The organism is Streptomyces sp. NPDC055506, assembly GCF_053643595.1.
On sequence record NZ_JBSHKH010000236.1, the window covers coordinates 1 to 5855 of the forward strand.

A 5855-nucleotide genomic window follows, 5' to 3' on the forward strand; every position below is an offset into this window, starting at 1 on the left:
CCCGCCCGGGTGCCCCCCTTCGCTTCTGCCGCCGCGTGCTCAGTTGCTGGAGACAGTGACCGTCTCGTCGTTCTTCAGCTGGTTCACCAGCGTCTTCACCTTGGCGGTGTCCCACTGGAGGTTGCCGTTCGCGGAGTTGCCCGAGATCGGCATGTTCATCGACTTGCCCTCGCCGCCGCTGACGCCCTTCATCGCCCAAAACATGGACGCCAGGTCGAACAGGCCCATCTCCTTGTCGACCACGAGGGAGTCCAGGCCCGCGCCCATCGTCGGGTACAGCTTGAACGGGTTGAGGATCGTGCTCGGCGTGGCGACCTGGTTGGCCAGGGCCGAGAGGAACTTCTGCTGGTTCTTCGTACGGTCCAGGTCGGAGCCCTTGAGGGCGTAACGGGTGCGGACGAAGGCCAGGGCCTGCTCGCCGCTCAGCGTCTGCTTGCCCTTCTTGAGGTCCGCGCCGGACTTGGTGTCCTTGATGTCCTGCGGAATGTCCATCTCGACGCCGCCGACCGCGTCCACGATGCTCGCGAAGCCACCGAAGCCGATCTCCACGTAGTGGTCGATGTGCAGGTCCGTGTTGGCCTCGACGGTACGGACCAGCAGCTCCGGGCCGTCCTCCGCGTACGCCGCGTTCAGCTTCGTCTGGCGGCCGGTGCCCGGGTAGACCTTCCCGGAGTCGGATCCCTTGAAGGAGGGGATCGTGACGTTCGAGTCACGGGGCAGGGAGATCAGCGTCGGGCCGTTGCTGCCGGTGTGCAGGATCATCATCGAGTCCGTGCGCTTGCCCTCGGCGGAACCGGTGCGCAGTCTCTTCTTCTCCTCGGCCGACATGCCCGCGCGGCTGTCGGAGCCGACGATCAGGTAGTTGGTGCCCTCGCCCGCCTCCGGCCGGTCGATGACCTGCGACAGGTCGACGTCGCGGTTGAGCTTGGAGTCGGCCCAGAAGTACGTGGCGACGCTGGTCACCACCAGCACCGTCACCAGCGTGATGGTCGTCACCTTGATTCGGCGGCGCCAGTTCGGCGCGGGCCGCGGCTCGTATCTGCCGTCGCCCGGGCCGCCGGGGCCCCTGCCTCCGGGGGAGCCGTAGACCTGGCCGGTGTTGTAGCCGCTGTCGTAGCCGTCGCCGGGGCCGCCGTAGCCGCCGTCGACGTACGACGGCTGCCGCGGTACTCCGCCGCCGTACGGCGGCGCACCGCCGTACCCGGCCTGCCCGGGCGACGGCGCCGGGCCACGGCGGACCTGCCGCATGACGCGGGCGCTCTCGGGCTGTGCGCTCGAGCTTCCGTGTCCGTAGCGGTTGCCGCGGTTGTCGTCGGACCGCCCCTCGGGCCAAGTGTTCATGCGCCCCAGTGTGCAGGTCTCCGTAGTGCGCCATACAAGAGTCGTCGGAAAATCAGAGCACGGCTGTGGCGAAGCTGACACAAAACCCCCTCATGCCGCCTCGGCATAAGGTGGGGGCCATGACAGACCAGGCCCCAGCTGCGGATTCCGGCAGTCCGGATATCCCGGGCAAGCCGACTTCGGCGTCCCGCACCACCCTCAGCCACATCATGACCCACAACGACACGAACCTGCTGGGGACGGTGCACGGCGGGGTGATCATGAAGCTGGTCGACGACGCGGCCGGGGCCGTGGCCGGGCGGCACTCCGGCGGGCCGGCCGTCACCGCGTCCATGGACGAGATGGCGTTCCTCGAACCGGTCCGCGTCGGCGACCTGGTCCACGTCAAGGCGCAGGTCAACTGGACCGGCCGGACGTCCATGGAGGTCGGCGTCCGCGTCCTGGCCGAACGCTGGAACGAGTCCGCCCCGGCCACCCAGGTCGGCTCCGCCTACCTCGTCTTCGCCGGGGTCGACGCCGACGGCAAGCCCCGCCGGGTCCCACCGGTCCTCCCCGAGACCGAGCGCGACAAGCGCCGCTACCAGGAGGCCCAGATCCGCCGCACCCACCGTCTGGCCCGCCGCCGCGCGATCATGGAGCTGCGGGAGAAGCGGGCGGCGGAGGGGTTCGAGGACTGAGCGAGCCTCCCGGCAGGCCTGGCCGGCGGCAATCGAGAACAGGCCCTCGTAGCGGCGGCGGTCGTCCCCTCCCCAGCGGACGACCCCCTCGCATTCGGCGAGGATGTGGAGAGCGTGGTGGGGCCGAAGCTGTTCGACAAGGAGCTGACCCATTCTCCTCGACCGAAAGAAAGTGGTTTAGCCGCCGCACGCACATGTATAGCGGAACCAGCCAGGCCACTTTCTGCACCTCGCGCCCTTCATCGTTCCGCTTAACCGGAATTCCACCGGCCAGGCAAGTCAAGTAAAGGAGCGCCGTCCCTCCGGATACTCAGGTAGGGCAGGACCGATTATTGCCATGTCCTGATCAGCCTCTGTTACGGATGGTCGCACTGTGTCTACAGTGCTCACGCGCTCCTCGATGAAGGGAACACCGGATTTCCATGCACACGCTGATACGCACCGTCGCCCCGGCCGCAGCTCTTCTCTCCACTTTCTTGGTTGCTCCCCAGGCCATTGCCGAAGACCACACCTCCACAGAAACCAGCACTGTCGTCTCCGGGACCAGCGTCGAGTTCTCCGAAGCCGGCGCACTGAACAAGCAGACACGCGCCATCGCAGCCGAGGATCCGGCAGCGGTCCGCGCCACTGCCTCGCTGTGCGGAAGCGGATATGAGCTGGAATACGCGGAGCGTCTTCCCGACGCACGGCGTTTTGGGACGCTGTTCACCTACACGAAGTACGCGTCCGGCAAGTACGGGGCCTGCGCGGTTTTCGACAACAACCTCGGCACCGCGAAGAAGATGAAGCTGAAGCTGTGCCCGAACAAGGCGGACACGCCGTGCAAGGTGGATGAGGGCACCTTCTCGCAGTACGCGGGCCCGGTGAAGTACGAGGCCTCCGGAAGCGGCACCTGGGTGGACTGCTCCGAGGTGACGGCCATCATGTGGTCGGACGGTGTTCCGATCATCGACCGGAAGACGACCGTCGCGGCGTGTGACTGATCCAGAAGTCTGGGAACGACTGGTCGATGACGCAGCCCCGGCCCGGAACGGCCGGCCGGGGCTGCGTTTTCGACTCGTTACGGCAGGTTGCGGGCGATGACGATGCGCTGGACCTGGTTCGTGCCCTCGTAGATCTGCGTGATCTTGGCGTCGCGCATCATCCGCTCCACCGGGTAGTCGCGCGTGTAGCCGTAGCCGCCGAGGAGCTGGACGGCGTCCGTGGTGACCTCCATCGCCACGTCCGAGGCGAAGCACTTGGCGGCGGCGCCCTGGTAGGTGAGGTCGGCGTCGCCGCGCTCGGAGGCGGCGGCGGCCTGGTAGGTCAGGGCGCGGGCGGCCGAGATCTTCATGGCCATGTCGGCGAGCATGAACTGGATGCCCTGGAAGTCGGCGATCGCCTTGCCGAACTGCTTGCGCTCCTGGACGTACCCCTTGGCGTAGTCCAGCGCCCCCTGCGCGATGCCGAGAGCCTGCGCGGCGATGGTGATGCGGGTGTGGTCGAGGGTCTTCATCGCCGTGGCGAAGCCGGTGCCCTCCTCGCCGATCATGCGGTCGGTGGGGATGCGGACGTTGTCGAGGTAGACCTCGCGGGTCGGGGAGCCCTTGATGCCGAGCTTCTTCTCGGGGGCGCCGAAGGAGACGCCCTCGTCCGACTTCTCGACGACGAAGGCCGAGATGCCCTTGGAGCGCTTGGTGGGGTCCGTGACGGCCATCACCGTGTAGTACTCGGACTCGCCCGCGTTGGTGATCCAGCGCTTCACGCCGTTGAGGATCCAGTGGTCGCCGTCGCGGACGGCCTTGGTCTTCATGCCGGCGGCGTCGGAGCCGGCGTCCGGCTCGGACAGGCAGTACGAGAACATGCCGTCGCCCTTGGCGAGCGGGGTCATGTACCGCTTCTTCAGGTCCTCGGAGCCGGAGAGGATCACCGGGAGCGAGCCCAGCTTGTTCACCGCGGGGATGAGGGAGGAGGAGGCGCAGACGCGTGCTACCTCCTCGATCACTATGACGGTCGCCAGCGCGTCCGCGCCCGACCCGCCGTACTCCTCGGGTACGTGCACGGCGTGCAGGTCGTTGCCGACGAGCGCCTCGAGCGCCTCCTGCGGGAAGCGGGCCTCTTCGTCCACCGCGGCGGCGTACGGCGCGATCTTCGCCTCGGCCAGGGAGCGGACGGCGTCACGGAGCATGTCGTGCTCCTCGGACGGGCGGTACAGGTCGAAGTCAGCCGATCCGGCCAAGGTCTCTCACGCTCCAAAACGCTGCGATGCTGACGCTAACTACCGTTAAGTAATCAAAAGTTTATGGGGTCGCACCCGGGAGTGATACGTGAGCTAGACGACAGCGAGAAAGTTGCCCAGTGAAGCGCCTTCCCATGCCCCGGCTATGCTCGGGCGCGCACCGCATGCCGTAGACCCCTGGAGCAACCCCATGGCCCTGAAGATCACCGTGATCGGCACCGGTTATCTCGGCGCGACACACGCGGCGGCCATGGCCGAGCTGGGCTTCGAGGTGCTCGCCCTCGACGTGGTGCCCGAGAAGATCGAGAAGCTGGAGCGCGCCGAGGCCCCGATGTACGAGCCGGGGCTCGAGGACCTGCTGCGGCGGCACGTCGCCGGTATCGAGGGCTCCAGCGGGCGGCTGCGCTTCACCCAGGACTGGGCCGACGTCGGTGCCTTCGGGGATGTGCACTTCGTCTGCGTGAACACTCCGCAGCGGCACGGCGAGTACGCCTGTGACATGTCGTACGTCGACTCCGCGATCGCTTCCCTCGCCCCCCATCTGCACGGGCCGGCCCTGGTCGTGGGCAAGTCGACCGTGCCCGTCGGGTCCGCCGACCGCCTCGCGGCCTACCTGGCCGCACACGCGCCGGCCGGCGAGGACGCCGAGCTGGCCTGGAACCCGGAGTTCCTGCGCGAGGGCTTCGCGGTCGACGACACGCTGCATCCCGACCGGCTCGTGGTGGGCGTGCGCAGCGAGCGTGCCGAGAAGCTGCTGCGGGAGGTGTACGCCACGCCGATCGCCGAGGGCTCGCCGTTCGTGGTGACCGACTTCCCCACCTCGGAGCTGGTGAAGACCTCCGCGAACTCCTTCCTCGCCACGAAGATCTCGTTCATCAACGCGATGGCGGAGGTGTGCGAGGCCGCGGGCGGTGACGTCGCCAAGCTGGCGGAGGCCATCGGCTACGACGACCGGATCGGCAAGAAGTTCCTGCGGGCCGGGATCGGCTTCGGCGGCGGCTGTCTGCCGAAGGACATCCGGGCGTTCATGGCGCGCGCCGGTGAGCTGGGCGCGGACCAGGCGCTGACCTTCCTGCGGGAGATCGACTCCATCAACATGCGCCAGCGCGGGCAGATGGTGGAGCTGGCGCGGCAGGCGCTGGGCGGCGGGCCGTTCCTCGGCAAGCGGGTGGCGGTGCTGGGCGCGACCTTCAAGCCCGACTCCGACGACGTACGGGACTCGCCCGCGCTCAATGTCGCCGGGCAGATCCATCTCCAGGGCGGCCAGGTCACGGTGTACGACCCGAAGGGCATGGACAACGCCCGCAGCGTCTTCCCGACCCTCGGCTACGCGGACTCGGCGCTCGAGGCAGTGCGGGGCGCCGACATAGTGCTGCATCTGACGGAATGGCGGGAGTTCCGGGAGCTGGACGCGGAGGCCCTCGGCGAGGTCGCGGCGACCCGGCTGATCCTGGACGGCCGCAACGCCCTCGACCCGGACCGCTGGCGCAAGGCAGGCTGGACGTACCGCGCGATGGGGCGCCCCAAGGCCTGACGATGTGTGAAGGTGCCTGAGGACGCCTGAAGGTGCCTGAGAAAAGGGTGACGCCGGTTCGGCCGAGGCTCAGTCGGCCGAACCG

The 5855-nt window shown here is 68.1% G+C and carries 5 protein-coding genes; 3 read left to right on the forward strand and 2 right to left on the reverse strand.

The features are described from left to right. Window positions 1-39 precede the first annotated feature (39 nt). Window positions 40-1341, reverse strand: a complete 1302-nt coding sequence (locus tag ACWIF2_RS39855) for an LCP family protein (RefSeq protein WP_454366493.1) — start codon at window positions 1339-1341, stop codon at window positions 40-42. 119 nt (window positions 1342-1460) lie between these two features. Between ACWIF2_RS39855 and ACWIF2_RS39860 the strand changes: the two genes are divergently transcribed. Beyond that, entirely contained in the window at window positions 1461-2018 is a 558-nt protein-coding gene (locus ACWIF2_RS39860) for an acyl-CoA thioesterase (protein WP_184598262.1), read from the forward strand. Window positions 2019-2440: 422 nt separating this feature from the next. Beyond that, window positions 2441-3001, forward strand: a complete 561-nt coding sequence (locus ACWIF2_RS39865; protein ID WP_454366495.1) for a hypothetical protein — start codon at window positions 2441-2443, stop codon at window positions 2999-3001. Window positions 3002-3078: 77 nt separating this feature from the next. Here ACWIF2_RS39865 and ACWIF2_RS39870 read toward each other — a convergent pair whose 3' ends face one another. Further along, window positions 3079-4236, reverse strand: a complete 1158-nt coding sequence (locus ACWIF2_RS39870) for an acyl-CoA dehydrogenase (RefSeq protein ID WP_454366497.1) — start codon at window positions 4234-4236, stop codon at window positions 3079-3081. Between the two features lie 190 nt (window positions 4237-4426). Here ACWIF2_RS39870 and ACWIF2_RS39875 point away from each other — a divergent pair, with 190 nt between their 5' ends. Then, window positions 4427-5770 carry a UDP-glucose dehydrogenase family protein gene (locus tag ACWIF2_RS39875; protein WP_454366499.1) on the forward strand — a complete coding sequence of 448 codons (1344 nt, stop codon included), beginning with the start codon at window positions 4427-4429 and terminating at the stop codon, window positions 5768-5770. Window positions 5771-5855: the final 85 nt, after the last annotated feature.

What these genes read in the sequence shown, in the direction of transcription:
- ACWIF2_RS39875 (WP_454366499.1), top strand. Translation starts at nt 4,427, where the DNA reads ATGGCCCTGAAGATCACCGTGATCGGCACCGGTTATCTCGGCGCGACA.
- ACWIF2_RS39865 (WP_454366495.1), top strand. Translation starts at nt 2,441, where the DNA reads ATGCACACGCTGATACGCACCGTCGCCCCGGCCGCAGCTCTTCTCTCC.
- ACWIF2_RS39860 (WP_184598262.1), top strand. Translation starts at nt 1,461, where the DNA reads ATGACAGACCAGGCCCCAGCTGCGGATTCCGGCAGTCCGGATATCCCG.
- ACWIF2_RS39855 (WP_454366493.1), bottom strand. Translation starts at nt 1,341, where the DNA reads ATGAACACTTGGCCCGAGGGGCGGTCCGACGACAACCGCGGCAACCGC.